This is a genomic window from Streptomyces sp. NPDC056479 (assembly GCF_042795335.1).
GTDB lineage: Bacteria > Actinomycetota > Actinomycetes > Streptomycetales > Streptomycetaceae > Streptomyces.
The window spans coordinates 226,189-249,094 of the sequence record NZ_JBHTRZ010000012.1 but is presented as its reverse complement, the minus strand read 5'-3'; the positions used below and the strand labels follow the sequence as shown (position 1 = coordinate 249,094).

Sequence of the window (22,906 nt, the reverse complement as noted above, 5' to 3'; positions counted from 1 at the left end):
CCAGTACCGTTTGGGGCAACAGCCCAGACAACGGGGGGGGAGCCCCCCAAAAGGGGGGTGCCCCCCCCAGCGGCGTTTCGGCAAGGTCAGCCGAGTGCCTTGCCCGGCAACTCGACCTTCGCGCCCAGCTCGACCAACTTCTCCATGAAGTTCTCGTAGCCCCGGTTGATGAGGTCGATGCCGTGGACCCGGGACGTGCCCTGGGCCGCGAGGGCCGCGATGAGGTACGAGAAGCCGCCGCGGAGGTCGGGGATGACCAGGTCGGCCCCCTGCAGCTTCGTCGGGCCCGACACGACCGCCGAGTGCAGGAAGTTGCGCTGGCCGAAGCGGCAGTGGGAGCCGCCGAGGCACTCGCGGTAGAGCTGGATGTGAGCGCCCATCTGGTTCAGCGCGGAGGTGAAGCCGAGGCGGGACTCGTAGACCGTCTCGTGGATGATGGACAGCCCCGTCGCCTGCGTGAGCGCCACGACCAGCGGCTGCTGCCAGTCGGTCTGGAAGCCCGGGTGGACGTCCGTTTCGAGAGCGATGGACTTCAACTGGCCGCCGGGGTGCCAGAAACGGATGCCCTCGTCGTCGATCTCGAAGGCACCGCCCACCTTCCGGTAGGTGTTGAGGAACGTCATCATCGAGCGCTGCTGGGCGCCACGGACGTAGATGTTGCCCTCGGTCGCGAGCGCCGCGGACGCCCAGGAGGCGGCCTCCAGGCGGTCGGGGAGCGCCTTGTGGTTGTAGCCGCCGAGCGAGTCCACACCGGTGATGCGGATCGTGCGGTCGGTGTCCATCGCGATGATGGCGCCCATCTTCTGCAGGACGCAGATGAGGTCCTCGATCTCGGGCTCCACGGCCGCGTTCGAGAGCTCGGTGACGCCCTCCGCGAGCACCGCCGTCAGCAGCACCTGCTCGGTCGCGCCGACGGACGGGTACGGCAGCTTGATCTTGGTGCCGCGCAGCCGCTGCGGAGCCTCCAGGTACTGGCCGTCCGCCCGCTTCTCGATCTTCGCGCCGAACTGCCGCAGCACCTCGAAGTGGAAGTCGATGGGCCGGCCGCCGATGTCGCAGCCGCCGAGGCCGGGGATGAAGGCGTGACCGAGGCGGTGCAGCAGCGGGCCGCAGAACAGGATCGGGATGCGGCTGGAACCGGCGTGGGCATCGATGTCAGCGACGTTCGCGCTCTCGACGTGCGAGGGGTCCATCACCAACTCGCCCGGTTCCTCACCCGGACGGACCGTGACCCCGTGCAGCTGCAGCAGACCACGTACGACCCGTACGTCACGGATGTCCGGTACGTTGCGCAGTCGACTTGGCTCGCCGCCCAGCAGAGCGGCCACCATCGCCTTCGGTACGAGGTTCTTCGCACCGCGGACACGGATCTCGCCCTCCAGCGGGGTTCCGCCGTGGACAAGCAGGACATCGTCGTTGACGGTCATGTATCTCGCGTTCCGATGAGTTGGGCAGGGGCCAGGAGGGAAAGGGTAATCGCCGTCGCCCCCCCTTCAGTAAGCCCAAGTGCGGCTCAGGAACGTCATAGCTCTGTCACAACACGAACGGTTCCCCGTCGGGCACGAGCGGTCACCGTCTCGGCCGTGCGCCGGGTGGCGCTTCTGTCCGCCCTGAGCTGCATTCACTCCCGAACCGGCATTGCCTCCCCACGCGAAGGGAAGATGCGGGATCATGTCTGGCATGACCGAGGTGTCCTCGCTCACAGGGCGGTTGCTCGTGGCAACGCCCGCCCTGGCGGACCCGAACTTCGACCGCGCTGTGGTGCTCCTTCTCGACCACGACGAGGAGGGCTCGCTCGGTGTCGTCCTCAACCGCCCGACGCCCGTGGACGTGGGCGACATCCTGGAGGGCTGGGCCGACCTCGCCGGCGAACCCGGGGTCGTGTTCCAAGGCGGCCCGGTCTCCCTGGACTCGGCGCTCGGCGTGGCCGTCATCCCCGGCGGCGGGGCCGGCGAGAGCGCCCCGCTGGGCTGGCGCCGGGTGCACGGCGCGATCGGGCTCGTGGACCTCGAGGCGCCGCCGGAGCTGCTCGCCTCGGCCGTCGGGTCCTTGAGAATCTTCGCCGGGTACGCCGGATGGGGGCCCGGCCAGCTGGAGGACGAGCTGGTGGAGGGCGCCTGGTACGTCGTGGAGTCCGAGCCGGGCGATGTGTCCTCGCCGTCCCCCGAAGGACTCTGGCGTTCGGTGCTGCGCCGCCAGCGCAACGAGCTCGCGATGGTGGCCACGTATCCGGACGACCCTTCGCTCAACTGATGCAGGTGAGCTTTCAGTACCCTTGGCGGTATGAGCACTCTCGAGCCCGAGCGCGGGACTGGTACGGGGACCCTCGTCGAGCCCACGCCGCAGACTTCCCACGGCGACGGCGACCACGAGCGCTTCGCCCACTACGTCCAGAAGGACAAGATCATGGCGAGCGCCCTCGACGGCACCCCCGTCGTGGCGCTCTGCGGCAAGGTCTGGGTGCCGGGCCGCGACCCGAAGAAGTACCCCGTGTGCCCCATGTGCAAGGAGATCTACGAGTCCATGAGCGCCGGCGGTGGCGACGACAAGGGCAAGGGCAAGGGCGACAAGTAGCCCGGTCCCGGCCCGGCCGTAAGGCCCGGTAGCCGTGAGGCCCCCAGGGTGCGTTTTGCGCGCCCTGGGGGCCTTTGTGCTGCCCGCGCGTTGCATGGAGTGCGTTCACCGGTCACAGAGTGGTTGAGACCTCTTGTGGTCGTGTTCATGAACTCCCTAGCCTCCGAGTGTTGTGCACAGCGAAACCGTCATTGCGCATGTTGCAACACCTCATCGGAGGAGCACTCCATGAACCTGTCCGTCCGTTCTCTCGGGATCCCCGCGCTCGCGGCCGCCGCCCTCTTCGTCTCCGCCTGCGCCCCGCAGACCTCCGACAACTCCTCCTCCGACAAGGACGAGAAGTCCGGGACCCTGCGGGTCTGGCTGTTCCAGGAAGTCGGCAACAAGCCGAAGGAGAAGGTCGTCGACTCCGTCGTCACCGCCTTCGAGAAGGAGCACGAGGGCACGAAGATCGAGGTCGAGTACATCCCGGTCGAGACCCGCGCCCAGCGCGTCAAGGCCGCCTTCAACGACCCGAAGTCCGCCCCCGACGTCATGGAGTACGGCAACACCGACACCGCCGGCTATGTGAAGGACGGCGGACTCCTCGACGTCACCGAGGAGTTCGGCGACTGGAGCGAGGCGAAGGACACCGACCCCACCGCCAAGCAGTCCGTCACCGTGGACGGCAAGCTCTACGGTGCGCCTTTCTACGTCGGGGTCCGCGCCCTGTACTACCGCACGGACGTCTTCGAGGAACTCGGCCTCGAAGTCCCGAAGACCATGGCCGAGTTGGCGACGGCCGCCCGCCAGATCCGCGCCGCGAAGCCCGAGCTGTACGGGCTGGTGGTGGGCGGGGCGTACACCTACGGCGCGATGCCGTTCGTATGGGCCAACGGCGGTGAGATAGCCACCGGCAAGGGCGGCTCGTACGCCTCCGCGATCGACAGCGCGGCCGCCCAGAAGGGCATCAAGGAGTACACCTCCCTCTTCACCGACGACAACTGTCCCGCCGCCAAGTGCGCGGGCATGGGCGGCAACGACACCGTCACCGCGTTCGCGGCCGGCAAGGCGGGCATGGCGATCGGCGGCGACTTCAGCCACACCGCGGTGGAGGCCGGGAAGGTGAAGGGCAAGTACGCGGTCGTCCCGCTGCCGGGGGTCAAGGCGGGGTCGGTCGCGCCGGCGTTCGCGGGCGGCAACAACATCGGCGTCCTGAAGAGCACGTCGCACCGGACGCTGGCCGTCGGTCTGATGGAGCAGCTCACCTCGAAGAAGACCCAGGCGTCGATGTTCGAGGCGATGGGATTCCTGCCGACGTTCGGGGACGTGCGGGACGCTGCCGCGAAGGAGGAGCCCTTTGTGAAGCCCTTCGTCGAGACGCTGGGGTCGGGGACGAAGTTCGTACCCGCGTCGCCGGCGTGGTCGGAGATCGACTCGTCGCTCGTCCTGCCGACGATGTTCCAGGAGGTCATCAGCGGTAAGAAGGATGTCGCCGGGGCTTCGGGGGATGCGGCGAGGAAGATGGACGAGGCGTTCGGTTCCGTCGGATGACGGCGCCTACCGGGGTGGGGGCTCCGGATCGGTCGCGGGTGCGGGTTGTCGGTGGCTTGTCGCGCAGTTCCCCGCGCCCCTATCGGCGTCCGCGTGGCCGGAGTCAGAAGACCCCCTGGCTGTATCTCGCGCCCGCCCTCGTCGTCCTCGGTGGACTGCTCGTCTATCCCATCTATCAGCTTGGGCTGATCTCGTTCCTCGAGTACACGCAGGCGCAGGTCAGTGGTGGTGAGCCGACTACCTTCCGGGGGTTCGGGAACTACTCCGAGCTGTTCTCGGACGCGCAGTTCTGGCAGGTGCTGCTCGCCACCGTCGTCTTCGCGGCAGCCTGTGTCGTGTCGACGCTCGCCGTCGGGTGTGCCCTCGCCGTGCTGCTCACGCGCGTGCGGGCCGTGCCGCGGCTGGCGCTGATGCTGGCCGCGCTGGGAGCCTGGGCGACCCCCGCCATCACCGGGTCGACGGTGTGGCTGTTCCTGTTCGATGCGGACTTCGGGCCCGTCAACCGCATGCTCGGGCTCGGTGACCACTCCTGGACGTACGGGCGGTTCAGCGCCTTCTTCCTCGTCCTGCTCGAAGTGGTCTGGTGCTCCTTCCCGTTCGTCATGGTGACGGTGTACGCCGGGATCCGCTCCGTGCCCTCCGAGGTGCTGGAGGCCGCCGAGCTGGACGGGGCCTCGCAGTGGCGGGTCTGGCGGTCGGTGCTCGCGCCGATGCTGCGGCCCATCCTGGTGGTCGTCACCATCCAGTCGGTGATCTGGGACTTCAAGGTCTTCACACAGATCTACGTGATGACCAACGGCGGCGGTATCGCCGGTCAGAACCTCGTGCTGAACGTGTACGCCTACCAGAAGGCCTTCGCGTCCTCGCAGTACAGCCTCGGCTCGGCGATCGGCGTCGTGATGCTGCTGATCCTGCTGGCCGTGACGCTCGTGTACCTGCGGCTGCTGCGCAGACAGGGGGAGGAGCTGTGAGTTCCATACGTTCCGTCAGTCCGACGAGATTCGTACGGCGGCCCTGGCGGCTGCTCGCGGAGGCGTCCGCGCTGCTGATCGCCGTCGTGGTGGCGTTTCCGCTGTACTGGATGGTGCTCAGCGCCTTCAAACCGGCCGGGGAGATCGAGTCGAGCGAGCCACGGCCATGGACGCTGGACCCCTCGCTGGACTCCTTCCGGAGGGTCTTCGAGCAGAACGAATTCGGCCGTTACTTCGTCAACAGTCTCGTCGTCGCGTGCACCGTCGTGATCGCCTCCGCGCTGATCGCGTTTCTCGCGGCGACCGCGGTGACCCGATTCCGGTTCCGCTTCCGGACCACCTTGCTGATCATGTTTCTGGTGGCCCAGATGGTGCCGGTGGAGGCCCTCACCATCCCCCTGTTCTTCCTCATGCGGGACTTCGGCCAACTGAACACGCTCGGCTCGTTGATCCTGCCGCACATCGCCTTCTCGCTGCCGTTCGCGATCTGGATGCTGCGGGGGTTTGTGAAGGCCGTTCCGGAGGCCCTGGAGGAGGCCGCGTACATCGACGGGGCGAGCCGGTCGCGATTCCTGTGGCAGATCCTTTTCCCGCTGGTCTTCCCGGGGCTCGTGGCCACGAGCGTGTTTTCCTTCATCTCCGCCTGGAACGACTTCCTCTTCGCCAAGTCCTTCATCATCAGCGACACTTCGCAGTCCACCCTGCCCATGGCCCTGCTCGTCTTCTACAAGCCGGACGAGCCGGACTGGGGCGGGGTGATGGCGGCGTCCACGGTGATGACGATTCCGGTGCTGATCTTCTTCGTGCTCGTGCAGCGACGGCTGGTGTCGGGGCTGGGCGGAGCGGTAAAGGACTGACGTGACTGAACTGATTCCGATGCCCCGCGATGTCGTCGCCGGTTCCGGCGAGGTAGGGCTGACGGCGTACTCCCAGATCTACGCCGGCCCGGGGACGGAGGGCGTCGCCCACTGGCTGAGCACGGTGCTGCGCCAGGCCACCGGCCTGCCCCTGCGCGAGGGGTGGGAACTCGACGACACCGACGGCGACGGCATCGGGCTCGAGCTCGCCCCCGGGCTGCACCCGGAGGGGTATCGCCTCGTCAGCGACCCGACCGGCGTCCTGATCGAGGGCGGCAGCGCGGCCGGTGTCTTCTGGGGCGCCCAGACGCTGCGTCAGCTCCTCGGCCCCGACGCCTACCGCAAGGCCCCGATCGGCCGCGACCGCACCTGGGCCGTGCCCCACCTCACCATCGAGGACGCCCCCCGATTCCGCTGGCGCGGCCTCATGCTCGACGTCGCCCGGCACTTCATGCCCAAGGACGGCGTCCTGCGCTACCTGGACCTGATGGCCGCCCACAAACTCAACGTCTTCCACTTCCATCTGACGGACGACCAGGGCTGGCGCATCGAGATCAAGAAGTACCCCCGGCTGACGGAGGCCGGCTCCTGGCGGGCGCGCACGAAATTCGGCCATCGGGCCTCCGCGCTCTGGGAGGAGAAGCCGCACGGTGGCTACTACACCCAGGACGACATCAGGGAGATCGTCGCCTACGCCGCCGAGCGGCATATCACCGTCGTCCCCGAAATCGACGTACCCGGCCACTCGCAGGCCGCCATCGCCGCGTACCCGGAACTCGGCAACACCGACGTCATCGACACCACCGCCCTCTCCGTCTGGGACACCTGGGGGATCAACCCGAACGTACTCGCCCCCACTGACAACACCCTGCGCTTCTACGAGGGGGTCTTCGAGGAAGTCCTGGAGCTGTTCCCCGCGGAGTTCGTTCATGTCGGGGGTGACGAATGCCTCAAGGACCAGTGGCGGCAGTCACCCGCCGCGCAGGAGCGCATCAGGGAACTCGGGTTGAAGGACGAGGACGAGCTCCAGGCGTGGTTCATCGGCCACTTCGACAAGTGGCTGACCGCGCGCGGGCGCAGGCTCATCGGCTGGGACGAGATCCTGGAGGGCGGGCTCGCGGACGGAGCGGCCGTGTCGTCCTGGCGCGGATACGCAGGCGGCATCGCGGCGGCCCGCGCCGGTCACGACGTCGTCATGTGCCCCGAGCAGCAGGTCTACCTGGACCACCGTCAGGACCCGGGCGCCGATGAGCCGGTGCCGATCGGGTACGTCCGCACCCTGGAGGACGTCTATCGGTTCGAGCCCGTTCCCGGCGAGTTGACGCCGGACGAGGCCCGGCACGTGCTCGGTACGCAGGCCAACGTGTGGACCGAGGTCATGGAGGATGCCGCGCGCGTGGACTACCAGACGTTCCCGCGGCTGGCCGCCTTCGCCGAGGTGGCCTGGAGCAGCCTGTCCGCCCCCGCGGAACGGGACTTCGCCGACTTCGAGCGCCGGATGACCGCCCACTACGGGCGGCTCGACGCGCTGGGGGTCGCCTACCGGCCACCGACGGGGCCACGGCCCTGGCAGCGGCGTCCCGGAGTGCTCGGCCGGCCGATCGACGGGCCGCCCCCGAACAGATAATGGAAAAAAACCGGCAAGGGGTCACCGAAGAGTGTCAATCGGCATTCACCGGCGATGGTGTACGAAAACGGACCATCTCCCTGATCAGGTGGGCGAATGCCTCCTAGCGGACCCCTGTCTTCGTGCCCTGCGAAGATGTGCCAGAGTTGCCACGTCCGCCCTGTCAGCACGTACCGTACGGCAACACAGGTGGGACCAGGTGGGGCAGCGGGAAGGGGCAGCCGGTTTGACCACGCACGCACCGCAGGCGGCGCAGGCCGTCACGCTGCCCACGACGCTGAACGAGGCCGTGGCGGCACTCGCCGCCATGCCCGCCGCCGTGCCCGTCGCGGGCGGCACCGACCTCATGGCCGCCGTCAACTCCGGGCAGCTCAGGCCCGCCGCACTGGTCGGCCTCGGCCGGATCAGCGAGATTCGCGGCTGGCAGTACCAGGACGGCCACGCGCTGCTCGGCGCGGGCCTGACGCACGCGCGTATGGGCCGCCCCGACTTCGCGGCCCTCATCCCGGCGCTCGCCGCCGCGGCGCGCGCCGCGGGCCCGCCGCAGATCCGCAACGCGGGCACCCTCGGCGGCAACATCGCCTCGGCGTCCCCGACCGGTGACGCACTGCCTGTGCTGGCCGCCCTCGAAGCGACCCTGATCGTCGCGGGCCCGGGCGGAGCCCGCAGGGAGATCCCCGTGTCGCACCTGCTGGCGGGCATGGAGATGCTGCGCGCCGGCGAACTCATCGGCTTCGTGCGCGTGCCGCTGCTGCACGCCCCACAGGTCTTCCTCAAGGCCACCGGCCGTACCGGCCCGGGACGCGCCACGGGGTCCGTCGCGGTCGTGCTCGACCCCGCCCGGCGCGGAGTCAGGTGCGCCGTCGGCGCCATAGCTCCGATGCCGCTCAGGCCCCTGGAGGCCGAGCAGTGGGTCGCCCAGCTGATCGACTGGGACAACAACCGCGCGATCGTCCCGGAGGCACTGCAGGCCTTCGGGGAGTACGTCGCCGCGGCCTGCATCCCCGACCCGGCCCCGGCCGAGGACGGGTCCGTGGCCCAGCATCCGCCCGCCGTACTGCACCTGCGGCGCACCGTCGCCGCGCTGGCCCGACGAGCACTGGGGAGGGCACTGTCGTGACCGACGACCAGCACGGAGAGGGCACGCCCCGGGGCAGGGGCCGCTGGGACCCGCTGCCCCAGGGCGAGTACGACGACGGCGCGACCGCCTTCGTCAAACTCCCCGAAGGGGGCATCGACGCCCTCCTGGCGTCCTCGGACAGCCCGCTCGCCGCACCCGGACACGGGTACGTCCCGCCGCGGATAACGGCCGCACCGGAATCGCCGGCGGGCACCGACCCCGCGGCCCCCGGCGGCTGGCCGGTCGCGGGAGCGCCCGCCGAGGGTGCCGGGTGGCCCGACCCGAACGCCGCGCAGGACACCGGCAGCGGCCAGTTCACGTACAACCCCGCGGCCACCCAGCAGTGGAACTTCTCGGAGACCGCGGCAGGCCGGGAGGGCGCCGGTGCCGCGCCCGGTCAGGACGTCACCGGGCAGTGGTCGATCCCCGTCGCCGATGGGGACCTTCCCGACGAATCGGGCGAGTTCACCACGTCGTCGCTCGTCGAGCAGTGGGGCGGCGGCACCCCGCCGGCCACGCTGCCGGGCGGTGCGTCCGCGCCTTGGGCGCCCCAGGCGACCGGACAGCCCTGGGGGCAGGAGGCGCAGGCGGCGGCCGGCGAGGCGTTGGGAACCGCGCCCGGACACCCCGCCGACGCCGGGCACGTTCCCGGGCGGCCGGGACCGCACGCTGGCGACCGGCACGGCGTACACCCCGGCGACCACGGCGCCGTACGGCCCGGTGAGCCCGCCGAGGACTCCGTGGCAAGCGCCACAGAGGCCGCACAGGCCGCCGCGCGGGCCGGTGAGCCCGCCACGCACGTCGCGGACGCCCAGGGCGCCCCAGAGGCCGCACACGGCCCGGCAGCGGCTTCCGACGCGAACGCCCCTGCCGTCGACGGTGACTCCGCCCACGAGGACGCCGCGGACGACGCACCGCCGCCCTCCGGCGAGGAACACCCCCTCGCCTCCTACGTCCTGCGCGTCAACGGCGCCGACCGGCCCGTCTCGGACGCCTGGATCGGCGAGTCGCTGCTCTACGTGCTGCGCGAGCGGCTCGGCCTCGCGGGCGCCAAGGACGGCTGCTCGCAGGGCGAGTGCGGGGCCTGCAACGTGCAGGTCGACGGACGGCTCGTGGCGTCCTGCCTGGTGCCGGCCGTGACCGCCGCCGGCGCCGAGGTGCGCACGGTCGAGGGACTCGCCCAGGACGGGCAGTCCTCGGACGTGCAGCGCGCGCTCGCGCGGTGCGGTGCCGTGCAGTGCGGCTTCTGCGTGCCGGGCATGGCGATGACCGTGCACGACCTGCTGGAGGGCAACCCGGCACCCACCGAGCTGGAGACCCGCCAGGCCCTGTGCGGCAACCTGTGCCGCTGCTCGGGCTACCGGGGCGTCGTGGAGGCCGTACAGGAGGTCGTCGCCGAGCGCGAGGCCCACGCGGCGGCCGACGGGCCCGAACACGACGGCGACGAGCCGCGTATCCCTCACCAGGCGGGCCCGGGGGCCGGCGGGGTCAACCCGTCGGCGTTCGAGGCACGGGGCGTCAGGGGACCGCATGACCAGGCGTACGGCCAGGACGGAGGCCAGGCGTGAGCAACGAAGCCGCCACCGCGACCACAGCAGCGGAGGCAGCACCCGCCCCCGAGCCGATCCCGCACGGCCTCGGCGCCTCCCTGCCGGCCGCCGACGCCCGCGCCAAGACCGAGGGCACCTTCCCGTACGCGGCCGATCTGTGGGCCGAGGGCCTGCTGTGGGCGGCCGTGCTGCGCTCGCCGCACCCGCACGCGCGCATCAAGTCCATCGACACCACCCACGCTCGCGAGATGCCCGGAGTCCGGGCCGTCGTCACGCACGAGGACGTGCCGGGCACCCCGCTGCTCGGCCGCGGCAAGGCGGACCGCCCGGTCTTCGCGTCCGAGGTCGTACGCCACCACGGCGAGCCCATCGCCGCCGTCGCCGCCGACCACCCCGACACCGCGCGTCTGGCCGCCGCGGCCGTCATCGTCGAGTACGAGACGCTCGACCCGGTGACCGACCCGGAGCAGGCCTTCGAGGCCGAGCCGCTGCACCCCGACGGCAACCTGATCCGTCACATCCCGCTGCGCCACGGCGACCCCGACGCGGCCGGCGACATCGTCGTCGAGGGCCTGTACCGCATCGGCCGCCAGGACCCGGCCCCCATCGGTGCCGAGGCGGGCCTCGCGGTCCCGCGCCCCGACGGCGGCGTGGAGCTCTACCTGGCCTCGACCGACCCGCACACCGACCGTGACCGGGCCGCCGCCTGCTACGGACTGGAACCCGAGCGCGTCAAGGTCGTCGTCACCGGCGTCCCGGGCGCCACCGCCGACCGCGAGGACCAGGGCTTCCAACTCCCGCTCGGCCTGCTGGCGCTGAAGACCGGCTGCCCGGTGAAGCTGACGGCCACGCGCGAGGAGTCCTTCCTGGGCCACACGCACCGCCATCCGACCCTGCTCCGGTACCGCCATCACGCCGACGCCGAGGGCAGGCTGGTCAAGGTCGAGGCGCAGATCCTGCTGGACGCGGGCGCCTACGCCGACACCTCCGCCGAAGCGCTGGCCGCCGCGGTCGGCTTCGCCTGCGGCCCCTACGTCGTCCCGAACGCCTTCATCGAAGGCTGGGCCGTACGCACCAACAACCCGCCGTCGGGCCATGTGCGCGGCGAGGGCGCCATGCAGGTGTGCGCCGCGTACGAGGCGCAGATGGACAAGCTGGCCAAGAAGCTCGGCATGGATCCGGCGGAACTGCGCCTGCGCAACGCCATGGCGACCGGTGACGTGCTCCCGACGGGCCAGACGGTGACGTGCCCGGCTCCCGTGGCGGAGCTCCTGCAGGCCGTACGGGACCATCCGCTGCCGGCCCTTCCGAAGGACACGCCGGAGGACGAGTGGCTGCTGCCCGGCGGCCCCGAGGGCGCGGGTGAACCGGGCGCCGTGCGGCGGGGCGTGGGCTACGGCCTGGGCATGGTGCACATGCTCGGCGCCGAGGGCGCGGACGAGGTCTCCACGGCGACCGTGAAGGTCCACGACGGTGTCGCGACGGTGCTGTGCGCCGCGGTGGAGACCGGCCAGGGCTTCACCACGCTGGCCCGGCAGATCGTCCAGGACACGCTGGGCATCGACGAGGTGCACGTGGCGCCCGTGGACACCGACCAGCCCCCGGCGGGCCCGGGCTGCCGCGGCCGCCACACCTGGGTGTCGGGCGGCGCGGTGGAGCGGGCGGCCAAGATGGTCCGTACTCAGCTGCTGCAGCCCCTGGCGCACAAGTTCGGCATGTCCACGGAGCTGCTCCAGATCACCGACGGGAAGATCACGTCGTACGACGGCGTCCTGTCGACCACCGTCACCGAGGCGATGGACGGCAAGGAGCTGTGGGCGACGGCCCAGTGCCGCCCGCATCCGACCGAGCCGCTGAACGACGTCGGCCAGGGCGACGCCTTCGTGGGGATGGCCTTCTGCGCGATCCGCGCGGTCGTCGACGTCGACATCGAGCTGGGCTCGGTCCGCGTGGTCGAGCTGGCGCTCGCCCAGGACGTCGGCCGGGTCCTGAACCCGGCTCAGCTGGAGGCGCGCATCGAGGCGGGCGTGACGCAGGGCGTGGGCATAGCGCTCACGGAGAACCTGCGCTCGGCACGCGGCCTGATCCGCCACCCGGACCTGACCGGCTACTCCCTGCCGACCGCCCTGGACGCCCCCGACATCCGGATCGTGAAGCTGGTCGAGGAGCGGGACGTGGTCGCGCCCTTCGGCGCGAAGGCGGTGAGCGCGGTGCCGGTGGTGACATCACCGGCGGCCATCGCCTCGGCCGTGCGCGCCGCGACGGGCCGACCGGTGAACCGGTTGCCGATCCGGCCGCAGGCCGCGGTGGTCAACGCCCAGTGAGCGGGCTCCGGCCGCGTGCCGGATTGTCCGGATGAGTCAAGATTGTCCCGGTCGCGACGGCGGTCATGGGAGCGATTCCAGCCAGGAGGGAACGTTCCCGGGTGGGCTGTGCGTCTACTGATGTGAAGCGCTGTCAGTGGGCGTGCTGGTCCGGGTCGTTGTCAGTGGTGGCGCGTAATGTTCTGGGCAGTGGGGACGGCAGCCGGATCCGGCGGGCCGGCCGGTAGGCCGTGCCGCGTCCGGGCGGGGAGAAAGCGCATGCGGGGGAGCCATGAGCACGACGACCACGACTCGCGTCGGTGATACGGCGATCGTCCTGACCGAGGCCGAGCTGGGTCCGTACATCACGCACACGTCGACGCGACGCTGGCTGACCGGACCCGGACTGCCCGGCGACAGCGGCGTGTTGAGCTTCGCCGAGCTGGACCGGGCGGGGCTGCGCACGGTGGCGGACTCGACGGGTGATCCGCAGGACCGGCTGGCGGCGGAGCTCAGGGACCAGTTGGTGATAGGCGGACTGCTGGGCCCCGGCGGCCTGGAGACGGAGTCGGTCCTGCTGGACGGCGCGACCGGCGAGATCTCCACGACGCACTTTCTGCACGACCGCCCCGACCTGATGGACCGCCGCCCGCTGGCCCCGTCCCTGCGGACGCTGGTGCGCTTCGCGGAGGCGACGGACGAACTGGCGGGCCTGCGCGGCCAGTTCGCCTCGTACGTCGGCCGGTACGGCCCGAAGGCGGTTGCGGAGGCGTCGCGCCATCTGCTGGCCGTGTTCGAGGAGGACACGGACGGCGAGCCGGCACCGTTCTGGCGGATGGCGGCCCTGATCCGGCCGCTGGCACTCGTCGCGGGCCGGGCCGGGCAGTCGGGGCTGGCGCTGGACCTGCCGCCGCGCCTGCTGGACGAGGAGTTCGGCCGGCGCAAGGTGGTGCGCTTCGAGGAGGTCGACTTCCCGGCCACGCTCACGCACGAGCCGACCCGCCGCTTCCTGCGCGAGGTGGGCCTGCCGGAGGACGGGTTCCTGTTCTCCCTCGACCCGGACGGGTCGCTGCCGACGCTGGCCGAGTACTACGCCGACATCGACCCCGCAGCCGAACTCCCGGCCCGCGCCGACCACTTGATACGCCTCGGCCACCTCGTCGAGGACAACAGCCTGGTCATCGACGGCGAGTCGGGCGCGGTCCTGAACTGGAGCGAGCCCGAGGCGAGGCTGTTCCCGCTGAACACGGACGTCTCGACCCTCGCCTTCACCCTCTGGCTGCTGCACCGCGAGCAGGTGATGGACGAGGAGTCGGGCCACGCGCTGACCAGCGACACCTATGACCAACTGGCCATGACGATGCTCCAGGTCCTCTCGACGGTCGACCCGACGGGCACCAGGGCGGGCAGCGAGGGCCGGCACTACTGGACAGAGGCGTTCCAGGACGAGGCGAGCGGGTTGCTGGAGTCGGTGGTCGGAGTGCGCTGAGCCCGGTCGGCGGTGCCCGTACGGACCACCATGCAGCGGCGCGAGGAGGCCTTCTGCTCGGCCCAGGTGACGAAGTGGCGTACGAAGGTGGCTCGCGACCGAGACCCTGGCCAGAGCGAGAGACCTCGTTCGAGAACTCGCCCCGCCTTCTCCAGGCGCAGGTCGCGCGGACGACGCCGTACCCCTGAGACCGGCCGGGCACCTTCGGTGGCCGGACTCAGGGACGGGTGTCGTCAGGGGCTGGTCGGTGTCCTCAGGAGGACTTGGCGGCCGCGCGGCGGCGCCGAACGGCCAGCAGCAGGCCGGCGCCGAGGGCCGCCGTGGCGGCCGCTGCGCCGGCGATGAGCGGGGTGCCGTCGGAGCCGGTGCTCGCGAGATTGCCGTCGACGGAGCCGGTGGTGGAGCCGCCCGTGGTGGTGCCGGACGAGGTGGAGCCGGTGCCGCCCGTGCTGCCCGTGCTGCCCGTGCCGCCGGTGGACTGGCCCTCGGGGTCGTTGCCGTCGCCGCCCGCGGTGGAGCCGCCGTCCGTCGAGCCGCCGGAGGGAGTCGGCTCGGGTTCGTTGTCGGTGGGGATGGCGACGCGGATCTGGGCCTTGTCGTTGGCGGGGTTCTTGTCGAAGGCCGGGTGGATGTCGTAGACGGAGGTCGCCTTCACCTCACCGGTGGTGGTCTTCGCGTCGGCGTCGATCTTCAGCATGAAGGTGTAGGAGAGGGACTCGCCGACGTCGATGGTGTGGTCGGCGGGCCAGCAGACGTACTTGGACTTGCCCGGCGTACCGCCCGGCCCGGACGGACCGTCGATGCCGAACGGCGCGCACTCCTTGGGCACTTCGGTGGCCACCGTGTCCTTCGGGATCTGCACCATGAGAGCCGTCTGGTCGTCGCTCTCCTGGTTCTGGATCCAGCCGGGGCCGTCGTTGCGGAGCTTCACCGTGATCGACTGCTCGCCGCCCGCGAGTGCCTCTGTGTCCTCACCGACGGCGACGAGGTCGGCCGAGCTGTCCGCGGTCAGGGTGAGCCGACGGTAGCTGTCGTCGAATCCCTCGCCCGGGGCCTCGCCGGTGGCCGAGGTGCCGTACTCGACGGCCTCCATCAGCGCGTCGGGCTGCGCCTTGAACCGCACGGGCGTCTCGACGGAGGCGCCGGGTTCCACGACGGTGTCCAGCTCGCACACGGCCTGCCTGACCTGGTCCGCGACCGTCGAGTAGGTGCAGCCCTGCACCGCCTCGGGGAAGTCGAGTCCCCGGGTCAGCCGGATGCGGAAGGTGACGCCGTCCGCGGCCGCGGTGCCGTTGTTGGTGATGACGACGTTCTCGTCGTACACCTCGCCGGGCTTGGGAGACGCACTCGGCAGATTCGAGATCACCAGGGAGGGCCCTGCCTCGTCGGCATACGCCGAGGAGGCGGTGACCGCGGGAACGGCGGCGGCGATCGCGGCGGCCGCCACGAAGGCGGCGGACGTGCGGAGGTGCGAAGGGCGGATGCGCTGGCGCACGGATGGGTCTCCTCGTCGAAACAGGAAGCACGATGACCGGACGTTTGCCGTCCGGTCATGTCCTGGACACCTGGAGCGTGCCGAGGGTTGTACTGCTGTTTGAGGAGAGGATGAGGAGACAGTGGGTGCAGAGGGAAATGATGGAGGCCGTGGCGGGAATCGAACCCGCGTAATTCGCTTTGCAGGCGAATCCCTGAACCACTCGGGCACACGGCCGTGATCGGTGAATCGACCGTAAGCGCGGGGTCGCGGGCCGCTCAAGGGAAACGCGAGCCCTGCAACGCGACTGCCACACCCCGTTCATGAAGCCCGCCGGGCGAACCCCGTGGTCGTACGACCAAGGTCTCAGCGCGGAGCCGACTCCCGACAGGGGCCAAAGCCGGTTGTGGCCCTTACGCTGGCGACCATGACCACCCTCGAGCCACGCGACGCCGACGTCGCGAAGACCACCGATGTGCCCGACGTCCGCTCCGTCCCCGAGGTCGAGGAGACCGTGCTGGGGCGGTCGTACCGGGCGCTCAGCATCGGGATCGTCTCCGTGGTGCTGCTCATCGCGTTCGAGGCGACGGCCGTCGGGACGGCGATGCCGGTGGCGGCTCGGGAGCTGGACGGGCTGTCGTTGTACGCCTTCGCGTTCTCGGGGTACTTCACCACCAGCCTGTTCGGGATGGTGCTCGCCGGGCAGTGGTCGGACCGGCGGGGGCCGCTCGGGGCGCTCACGGCCGGGATCGCGTCCTTCGGGGCCGGGCTGCTGCTGGCCGGGACCGCGGGGGCGATGTGGCTGTTCATTCTCGGGCGGGCCGTGCAGGGGCTCGGCGGGGGACTGGTCATCGTCGCGTTGTACGTCGTCGTCGGGCGGGCCTACCCCGAGCGGTTGCGGCCGGCGATCATGGCGGCGTTCGCGGCGAGCTGGGTCGTGCCGTCGATCGTGGGGCCGCTGGCCTCCGGGGCGGTGACCGAGCATCTGGGCTGGCGCTGGGTGTTCGTCGGGATTCCGGCGCTGGTCGTCTTTCCGCTCGCGCTCGCGCTGCCGCAGATACGGCGCCGGGCGGGTGGGCCCGTCGACGACTCCGCCCGCTCGGCCTCCTTCGACCGGCGGCGCATCCGGCTCGCCCTCGGGATCTCCCTCGGCGCGGGCCTGTTGCAGTACGCCGCCCAGGACCTGCGCTGGTTCTCCCTCGTGCCCGGCGCCGTCGGCGCCGCGCTCCTCGTGCCGGCCGTGCTCGGGCTGCTCCCGCGCGGCACGTACCGGGCGGCGCGCGGGCTGCCGTCCGTGGTGCTGCTGCGCGGGGTCGCCGCCGGGTCGTTCATCGCGGCCGAGTCCTTCGTGCCGCTGATGCTGGTCACCCAGCGCGGGCTCTCGCCGACGCTCGCCGGGTTCTCGCTCGCGGCGGGCGGGGGCACATGGGCGCTGGGGTCGTGGCTGCAGTCGCGGCCACGGGCGGAGCCGTACCGGGAACGGCTGATGACGGTGGGGATGGTGCTGGTGGCGGCCTCCATCGCCGCCGCGCCGAGTGTGCTGATCGATTCCGTGCCCGCATGGACCCTGGCCGTGGCGTGGGCGTTCGGCTGCTTCGGGATGGGGCTGGTGATCTCCTCCACCAGCGTGCTGCTGCTCCACCTCTCCGCTCCCGAGGAGGCCGGCACCAACTCCGCCGCCCTGCAGATCTCCGACGGCCTGTCCAACGTGATCCTGCTGGCGCTGGGCGGCGCGGCGTTCGCGGCGCTGGGCGGCGGCTCGGTGAGTCATACGGCGCTGGAGGCGTCCGGCGCGTCCGGTTCCCATCCGGCGGCCTTCGCCGCGGTGTTCCTGCCGATGGCGGGGGTGGCGTTGGCGGGGGCGTGGGTGACCACGCGGCTGCGGGAGCGGTGAGCGGGGGCGCCGGAGGCGTCGGGTGGTCGTAAACCGGTCGTACGTGTGTGATCGCGGGCCGCACTCTCCCGCGCCTCCGGCGGCCTGCCGGAGGCCATCGCCCGGGAAGCCGTACGGAAGTATCGGGAGGGGGAGACGTCGCCGAGCGGCTCGGTGCCGCCCATGCCGACCTGTTGAGGAGATTGGGCGAGAATGGCCAGCTACCTCACCGTCGCCTTCGGCGGGCGGGCGTCGGAAGCGCGCGAGCCCGGACTGCTCGCGTCGGCCGTACACCGGCCCCGCGCCCGCATGTTCGGCACCGCGGCCTACGAGGATCTCCACGAGCAGGCGGCCGCGCCGCTGCATGCCATCGCGACGAACCACCCGCTCGTCGACGGGAACAAGCGAACGGCCTGGCTGGCCGCCGCGACGTTTCTCGGTGTCAACGGCGTCGACCTCGCGGGCTGCGACCAGGACGCCGCGTACGACCTGGTCATCGATGTCGCCTCCGGTGACGAGAGCGATGTCTCCGTGATCGCGGGACGGCTGCGGCCGTTGTGACGTCGGTCCCACCCACGCGTGACCCGGCCTCGTCCGCGCTTTTGCACCGCCGGGCCGCCGGTAGGGTGGCCCGGTTGTCATACGTAGCCGCCCGACCCCCTTACGGAGACCGTGACTACCACCGCCGCCTCCTCCTCGCACCACCTATCCCCCGCCTTCCCCGGCCGCGCCCCCTGGGGCACCGCCAGCAAGCTGCGTGCCTGGCAGCAGGGGGCGATGGAGAAGTACATCCAGGAGCAGCCGCGTGACTTCCTCGCGGTCGCCACGCCGGGCGCCGGCAAGACGACCTTCGCCCTCACCCTGGCCTCCTGGCTGCTGCACCACCATGTCGTGCAGCAGGTCACCGTGGTCGCGCCGACGGAGCACCTCAAGAAGCAGTGGGCGGAGGCCGCCGCACGCATAGGCATCAAGCTCGACCCCGAGTACAGCGCCGGCCCGCTCGGCAAGGACTACCAGGGCGTCGCCGTGACGTACGCGGGTGTCGGCGTACGGCCCATGCTGCACCGCAACCGCGTCGAGCAGCGCAAGACCCTCGTCATCCTCGACGAGATCCACCACGCCGGTGACTCCAAGTCCTGGGGCGAGGCCTGTCTGGAGGCCTTCGAGCCCGCCACGCGCCGACTCGCCCTCACCGGCACGCCCTTCAGGTCCGACACCAACCCCATCCCCTTCGTGACGTACGAGGAGGGGAACGACGGGATCCGGCGGTCCGCCGCCGACTACACCTACGGGTACGGCAACGCGCTCGCCGACCACGTCGTGCGGCCCGTCATCTTCCTCTCCTACAGCGGCAACATGCGCTGGCGGACCAAGGCGGGGGACGAGATCGCCGCCCGGCTCGGCGAGCCCATGACCAAGGACGCCGTCTCGCAGGCCTGGCGCACCGCCCTCGATCCGCGCGGCGAGTGGATGCCCAGCGTGCTGCGCGCCGCCGACCAGCGGCTGACCGAGGTCAGGAAGGGCATCCCGGACGCGGGCGCCCTCGTCATCGCCTCCGACCAGGACTCCGCACGCGCCTACGCCAAGCTGATCCGTGAGATCACCGGCAACAAGGCGACCGTCGTGCTCTCCGACGATGCCGGGGCGTCGAACCGTATCGACGAGTTCAGCGGCAGCAACGACCGGTGGATGGTCGCCGTCCGAATGGTGTCCGAAGGCGTCGACGTGCCTCGGCTCGCCGTCGGGGTGTACGCCACCACCATCTCCACGCCCCTGTTCTTCGCCCAGGCCGTCGGCCGATTCGTACGGTCCCGGCGGCGTGGCGAGACCGCATCCGTCTTCCTGCCGACCGTCCCCGACCTCCTCACCTTCGCCAACGAGATGGAGGTCGAGCGCGACCACGCGCTCGACAAGCCGAAGAAGGAGGGCGAGGAGGACCCGTACGCCGAATCCGAGAAGGAGATGGAGGAGGCGAACAAGGAGCAGGACGAGGACACCGGCGAGCAGGAGCAGTTCTCCTTCGAGGCGCTGGAGTCCGAGGCCGTGTTCGACCGGGTCCTCTACGACGGCGCAGAGTTCGGCATGCAGGCCCACCCGGGCAGCGAGGAGGAGCAGGACTACCTCGGGATTCCGGGGCTGTTGGAGCCCGACCAGGTCCAACTCCTGCTCCAGAAGCGGCAGGCGCGGCAGATCGCGCACAGCCGCAAGAAGCCGGACACCGAGGCGGATCTGCTGGAGCTGCCCGCCGAGCGGCGGCCCGTCGTCTCGCACAAGGAGATGATGGAGCTCCGTAAGCAGCTCAACACGATGGTGAGTGCCTACGTCCATCAGAGCGGGAAGCCGCATGGGGTGATCCATACCGAGCTGCGGCGGGTGTGCGGTGGGCCGCCCAGTGCGGAGGCCACTGCGGGGCAGCTGCGGCAGCGGATCGCCAAGGTGCAGGAGTGGGCGACGCGGATGAAGTGACGCCGCGAGTGATGTGGCGCCGCTTGTGTTTCGGCTGCGGGTCGGTGGGGGCTGGTCGCGCCCACGCGGCGGAGCCGCACATCGATACGGCCCCGCGCCCCTTTTGCGCTTCGCGCCTACTCGGGCGCCGTACGTATCAGGGCAAACGGTCGTGGTCCGTACCGGACACTGCCCGGATTCTGGACGGAGCCTTCCGCTCAGCGAACCGGCTTCGCTAATGTCCGCCTACGCACACGCCCCGTGGCAGCGCCGCCGCGGAGCGCAGCCGTGAAGCGACGCGGTCCGGAAGGCCGGACCGCAGACCGATCGGCGGCCTCTGAAGCGCGTCACTGACGGGACTCGGTGACGCATCCGTCGCGAGGGGGCTGCCGACCTCACCACTAAGGAGTGGGCGTCGTGACCGCGGAGACCTCTCAGACGCTCGACCGGGGACTGCGTGTCCTCAAACTGCTGGCCGATACGGACCACGGACTGACCGTCACCGAGCTTTCCAACAAACTGGGCGTGAACCGGACCGTTGTGTACCGGCTCCTCGCCACGCTGGAACAACACGCCCTCGTACGCCGTGACCTGGGCGGCCGCGCCCGGGTCGGACTCGGGGTGCTGCGACTGGGCCGACAGGTGCATCCCCTGGTACGTGAGGCCGCGCTGCCCGCGCTGCGCTCGCTCGCCGAGGACATCGGGGCGACGGCCCATCTGACGCTGGTGGACGGCACGGAGGCGCTGGCCGTCGCCGTGGTCGAGCCGACGTGGACCGACTATCACGTGGCCTACCGGGCCGGTTTCCGGCACCCGCTGGACCGAGGTGCCGCGGGCCGGGCGATACTCTCCGCCCGGCAGCAGCCGATGGAGGAACCCGGCTACACCCTGACCCACGGCGAGCTGGAGGCCGGCGCGAGCGGGGCGGCAGCGCCCCTGCTGGGGGTGACCGGCGTCGAGGGCAGTGTGGGTGTGGTGATGCTGGCCGACGCCGTGCCGGAGCGGGTGGGACCGAGGGTCGTGGACGCGGCGAAGGAGGTCGCCGAAGCGCTGCGGTGACGGGTGAGTGTGCCGGGGGGCGCTGCTCCCCGCACGGTGGCGGTGGCCGCGCGGCACTCTAGGCACAGCCGCCACGGCCTCCGACACTCGGTGTATGACCTCTGTCAGCATCCGCACCGTCCACGACGTCACCGCGCTCTCAGCCGTCGCCGACCACTTCAGCGACGTATGGCGGACGCCCCGTAGTACCCCGCCCTACCCGGCCGAAGTGCTGCACAGTCTTGTGCACGCGGGCGGGGCGGTGCACGCCGCGTACGACGGGGCGCGGCTGGCCGGGGCATCCGTCGCGGTGTTCGGGCCGCCCGCGTCCAAGGAGACGTACTCGCTGGTCGCGGCGGCCGATCCGGGGCTCGGGTTCGAGGTGAAGCAGGCGCAGCGGGCCTGGGCGGTGGAGCGCGGGGCGCGGATCATGCGGTGGACCTTCGATCCGCTGGTCGGGCGCAATGCCCGGTTCAACCTGATCAAGCTGGGCGCCGTCGGCACCGAGTACCTCGTCGACTTCTACGGGCCCATGCGGGACGGCGTCAACGACGGCGACGAGAGCGACCGGCTGGCGGTGACCTGGGAGCTGACGGGGCCCGCACCCTCGTACCCGGACTCCTCCCCGAGACCGGACGAGACCCCCGACCGCGACTGCGCGCCCACCACGCACCTCGCCCCCGACGGCGGGCCGCTCGCCTGCCGTGACCTCGACGAGCGGCACGTCTGGTGCCGGGTGCCGGACGACATAGTGCGGATCCGGGCCGCCGAGCCGGCGCTGGCGCTGGCCTGGCGGCGGGCCGTCCGTGAGGTGCTCACGAAGGCCTTCGCCGACGGCTTCACCGCGACGGGCATGTCCCGGGACGGCTGGTACACGCTCACCCGCCGGGAGGCCACCTCGTGAAAATCGAACGCGTCGAGATCGTCCACGTGGCGATCCCGCTGGTCACCCCCTTCCGTACGTCCTTCGGCACGATGACGACGAAGGACACCTTCCTGCTGCACGTCGTCACGGACGCCGCCGAGGGCTGGTCGGAGTTCGCGGCCGACCCCGAGCCGCTGTACTGCTCGGAGTTCGTGGCCGGAGCGGAGATCGTGCTGCGCGACTTCCTGCTGCCGCGCGTCGCCGCGCTCCCCGTGTGCGATACGGCCCACCTCGCGCCGGCGACGGCGAAGATCAAGGGGCACGAGCTGGCGAAGGCGGCGCTGGAGACGGCGGTGCTGGACGCGGAGCTGCGGTCGTACGGGATGCCGCTGGCCACCTATCTCGGGGCGGTGCGGGAGCGGGTGCCGGCCGGGGTGTCGGTGGGGATCAAGGGGACGCTCGCCGAGTTGCTGGACGACGTCGAGGGGTATCTCGCCGAGGGCTACGTCCGGATCAAGCTGAAGATCGAGCCCGGCTGGGATCTGGAGCCGGTACGGGCCGTACGCGAGCGCTTCGGGTGGGACCTGCCGCTCCAGGTCGACGCCAACACGGCGTACACGCTCGCGGACGCCGAGCATCTGCGGCGGCTGGACGAGTTCCGGCTGCTGCTGATCGAGGAGCCGCTGGACGAGAACAACCTGTACGCCCACGCCCGGCTCCAGCAGCGCATCGCGACCCCCGTCTGCCTGGACGAGTCCCTGCACAACGCCCGCGACACCGCCTCCGCCATCGCGATGGACGCGTGCCGGGTCGTGAACGTGAAGCCCGCGCGGGTCGGGGGATATCTGGAGGCGCGGCGGGTCCATGACGTGGCGCACGCGCACGGGGTGCCGGTGTGGTGCGGCGGCATGCTGGAGACGGGGATCGGCCGGGCGCCGAACCTGGCACTGGCGGCCCTGCCGGGCTTCACGCTGCCCGGGGACACCTCGGCCTCCAGCCGTTACTTCGCCGAGGACATCACGGAGCCGTTCGTGCTGGTGGACGGCCATCTGCCGGTGCCGCGGTCGCCGGGGATCGGGGTGGAGCCGTTGCCGGAAGTGCTGCGGCGCTTCACTAAGGAGCGGCGGGAGCTGTACGTGACCTAGGCCCTGTCGTTTGGATCATCTCGGCGTCGCGGGGCATGGCAC

General features: G+C 71.1%; 18 protein-coding genes and 1 tRNA gene. 16 read left to right on the top strand and 3 right to left on the bottom strand.

Annotation, left to right across the window (positions count from 1 at the left end; all coding sequences use genetic code 11):
* Positions 1-86: 86 nt before the first annotated feature.
* Positions 87-1,427, bottom strand: a complete 1,341-nt coding sequence (murA, locus tag ACFQ6S_RS38900; RefSeq protein ID WP_383420144.1) for a UDP-N-acetylglucosamine 1-carboxyvinyltransferase — start codon at positions 1,425-1,427, stop codon at positions 87-89.
* 253 nt (positions 1,428-1,680) lie between these two features.
* Between murA and ACFQ6S_RS38895 the strand changes: the two genes are divergently transcribed.
* The 10 genes from ACFQ6S_RS38895 (at position 1,681) to ACFQ6S_RS38850 (ending at position 14,024) form a co-directional block, all read left to right on the top strand.
* Positions 1,681-2,253, top strand: coding sequence for a YqgE/AlgH family protein (locus tag ACFQ6S_RS38895; protein ID WP_383420143.1), 573 nt, complete (start codon positions 1,681-1,683; stop codon positions 2,251-2,253).
* 30 nt (positions 2,254-2,283) lie between these two features.
* Positions 2,284-2,574: a DUF3039 domain-containing protein gene (locus tag ACFQ6S_RS38890; protein ID WP_383420141.1), complete on the top strand. Its 291-nt coding sequence runs from the start codon at positions 2,284-2,286 to the stop codon at positions 2,572-2,574.
* A gap of 228 nt (positions 2,575-2,802) precedes the next feature.
* Entirely contained in the window at positions 2,803-4,107 is a 1,305-nt protein-coding gene (locus ACFQ6S_RS38885; RefSeq protein ID WP_383420139.1) for an extracellular solute-binding protein, read from the top strand.
* Positions 4,104-5,078 (top strand): carbohydrate ABC transporter permease, encoded by a 975-nt coding sequence (locus ACFQ6S_RS38880; protein WP_383420137.1) that lies wholly within the window; start codon positions 4,104-4,106, stop codon positions 5,076-5,078. The genes ACFQ6S_RS38885 and ACFQ6S_RS38880 overlap by 4 nt, the downstream gene beginning before the upstream one ends.
* On the top strand, positions 5,075-5,935 hold the full coding sequence (locus tag ACFQ6S_RS38875) for a carbohydrate ABC transporter permease (RefSeq protein ID WP_383420135.1): 861 nt from the start codon (positions 5,075-5,077) through the stop codon (positions 5,933-5,935). The genes ACFQ6S_RS38880 and ACFQ6S_RS38875 overlap by 4 nt, the downstream gene beginning before the upstream one ends.
* A 19-nt stretch (positions 5,936-5,954) precedes the next feature.
* Entirely contained in the window at positions 5,955-7,562 is a 1,608-nt protein-coding gene (locus ACFQ6S_RS38870) for a beta-N-acetylhexosaminidase (RefSeq protein ID WP_383420274.1), read from the top strand.
* Positions 7,563-7,788: 226 nt separating this feature from the next.
* The gene (locus tag ACFQ6S_RS38865; RefSeq protein ID WP_383420133.1) at positions 7,789-8,682 is read left to right on the top strand and encodes an FAD binding domain-containing protein; all 894 of its coding nucleotides are present in this window, start codon (positions 7,789-7,791) and stop codon (positions 8,680-8,682) included.
* A complete protein-coding gene (locus tag ACFQ6S_RS38860) occupies positions 8,679-10,250 on the top strand; it encodes a 2Fe-2S iron-sulfur cluster-binding protein (protein WP_383420131.1) in 1,572 nt (523 codons plus the stop codon). The genes ACFQ6S_RS38865 and ACFQ6S_RS38860 overlap by 4 nt, the downstream gene beginning before the upstream one ends.
* The gene (locus ACFQ6S_RS38855; RefSeq protein WP_383420129.1) at positions 10,247-12,556 is read left to right on the top strand and encodes a xanthine dehydrogenase family protein molybdopterin-binding subunit; all 2,310 of its coding nucleotides are present in this window, start codon (positions 10,247-10,249) and stop codon (positions 12,554-12,556) included. Before ACFQ6S_RS38860 ends, ACFQ6S_RS38855 begins: the two co-directional genes overlap by 4 nt.
* Positions 12,557-12,827: 271 nt before the next feature.
* Entirely contained in the window at positions 12,828-14,024 is a 1,197-nt protein-coding gene (locus ACFQ6S_RS38850; protein WP_383420128.1) for an SUKH-4 family immunity protein, read from the top strand.
* A 253-nt stretch (positions 14,025-14,277) separates the two neighbouring features.
* Here the strand turns inward: ACFQ6S_RS38850 and ACFQ6S_RS38845 are convergent, their stop codons facing one another.
* Together ACFQ6S_RS38845 and ACFQ6S_RS38840 are read right to left on the bottom strand one after the other, a co-directional pair.
* On the bottom strand, positions 14,278-15,519 hold the full coding sequence (locus ACFQ6S_RS38845; protein ID WP_383420126.1) for an LPXTG cell wall anchor domain-containing protein: 1,242 nt from the start codon (positions 15,517-15,519) through the stop codon (positions 14,278-14,280).
* Positions 15,520-15,660: 141 nt separating this feature from the next.
* A tRNA-Cys gene (locus ACFQ6S_RS38840) sits at positions 15,661-15,735 on the bottom strand.
* Positions 15,736-15,925: 190 nt separating this feature from the next.
* On the opposite strand from ACFQ6S_RS38840, the gene ACFQ6S_RS38835 reads away from it, so the two are divergent.
* The 6 genes from ACFQ6S_RS38835 to menC all read left to right on the top strand — a co-directional run bounded on the left by ACFQ6S_RS38835 (position 15,926) and on the right by menC (position 22,864).
* Positions 15,926-17,392, top strand: a complete 1,467-nt coding sequence (locus tag ACFQ6S_RS38835) for an MFS transporter (protein WP_383420125.1) — start codon at positions 15,926-15,928, stop codon at positions 17,390-17,392.
* Between the two features lie 192 nt (positions 17,393-17,584).
* Positions 17,585-17,932: a type II toxin-antitoxin system death-on-curing family toxin gene (locus ACFQ6S_RS38830; RefSeq protein WP_383420123.1), complete on the top strand. Its 348-nt coding sequence runs from the start codon at positions 17,585-17,587 to the stop codon at positions 17,930-17,932.
* Positions 17,933-18,043: 111 nt separating this feature from the next.
* Positions 18,044-19,837, top strand: coding sequence for a DEAD/DEAH box helicase (locus ACFQ6S_RS38825; protein WP_383420122.1), 1,794 nt, complete (start codon positions 18,044-18,046; stop codon positions 19,835-19,837).
* A 396-nt stretch (positions 19,838-20,233) separates the two neighbouring features.
* Positions 20,234-20,875 carry an IclR family transcriptional regulator gene (locus ACFQ6S_RS38820; protein WP_383420121.1) on the top strand — a complete coding sequence of 214 codons (642 nt, stop codon included), beginning with the start codon at positions 20,234-20,236 and terminating at the stop codon, positions 20,873-20,875.
* A 94-nt stretch (positions 20,876-20,969) separates the two neighbouring features.
* A complete protein-coding gene (locus tag ACFQ6S_RS38815; protein WP_383420119.1) occupies positions 20,970-21,758 on the top strand; it encodes a chorismate synthase in 789 nt (262 codons plus the stop codon).
* A complete protein-coding gene (gene menC, locus ACFQ6S_RS38810) occupies positions 21,755-22,864 on the top strand; it encodes an o-succinylbenzoate synthase (protein ID WP_383420117.1) in 1,110 nt (369 codons plus the stop codon). Before ACFQ6S_RS38815 ends, menC begins: the two co-directional genes overlap by 4 nt.
* Positions 22,865-22,906 lie beyond the last annotated feature (42 nt).